The organism is Pseudomonas sp. 05T35 (genome assembly GCF_056396605.1).
Genome location: NZ_JBFTLU010000918.1, coordinates 1 through 543 on the forward strand (window position 1 = coordinate 1; position 543 = coordinate 543).

General features: G+C 50.9%; 2 protein-coding genes. One reads left to right on the plus strand and one right to left on the minus strand.

The window, feature by feature from the left end; translation table 11 throughout:
- A partial coding sequence (locus AC1DH9_RS30680; RefSeq protein ID WP_477809520.1) for a hypothetical protein occupies positions 1-200 on the plus strand: 200 nt, incomplete at its 5' end.
- Between the two features lie 59 nt (positions 201-259).
- Here the strand turns inward: AC1DH9_RS30680 and AC1DH9_RS30685 are convergent.
- Entirely contained in the window at positions 260-517 is a 258-nt protein-coding gene (locus tag AC1DH9_RS30685) for an ogr/Delta-like zinc finger family protein (RefSeq protein ID WP_477809521.1), read from the minus strand.
- Positions 518-543: the final 26 nt, after the last annotated feature.

Genomic DNA, 543 nt, shown 5'->3' on the forward strand with positions numbered 1-543 from the left:
ATGGAGTAGTAAGCATGTTGGATCGCACAGCAGTCGAAGAACGGCTGGATGAAATGGTTGAGCTTGAATGGCCGCCATTAACGAAAACCGAACGTCGTCTGATCTGTTTTTACCGGCAATTGGCCGAAGGGGAACAGCGTCACCTAAAGCGGTTGGCCGAGGTCCTAATCATTAATCCAGAGAGGTCGTCTGGATGTTGATAGGCCGTTCATAATTTAGAGATCAAGTCGCCGACTCCATTGGAGCGGCGACCTGCATTTTACGCAACAGCGTGTGACMCAAGTTGTTCAAACAGTTCCCGCTGCTTCGCTTTGGGCATCTCCTTCAGCCTGTCAAATAACACCCGGTCAAATGTTTGTGCAGAGGGGCTTAGCGTGTGGGAAAACGTTAAGTTGGCCACCCATGTGTGCCCGCATTTGGCGTTCAAGCATTGGCAGTACAACTTCGCAAAATCACTCGAAAACGCTTCTCGTGACGCTATCCTACCTTTGTGTCCGCATTTGCAGATAACCCGCATTGTGTCCCTCCCCAGGGCTGCCAAGT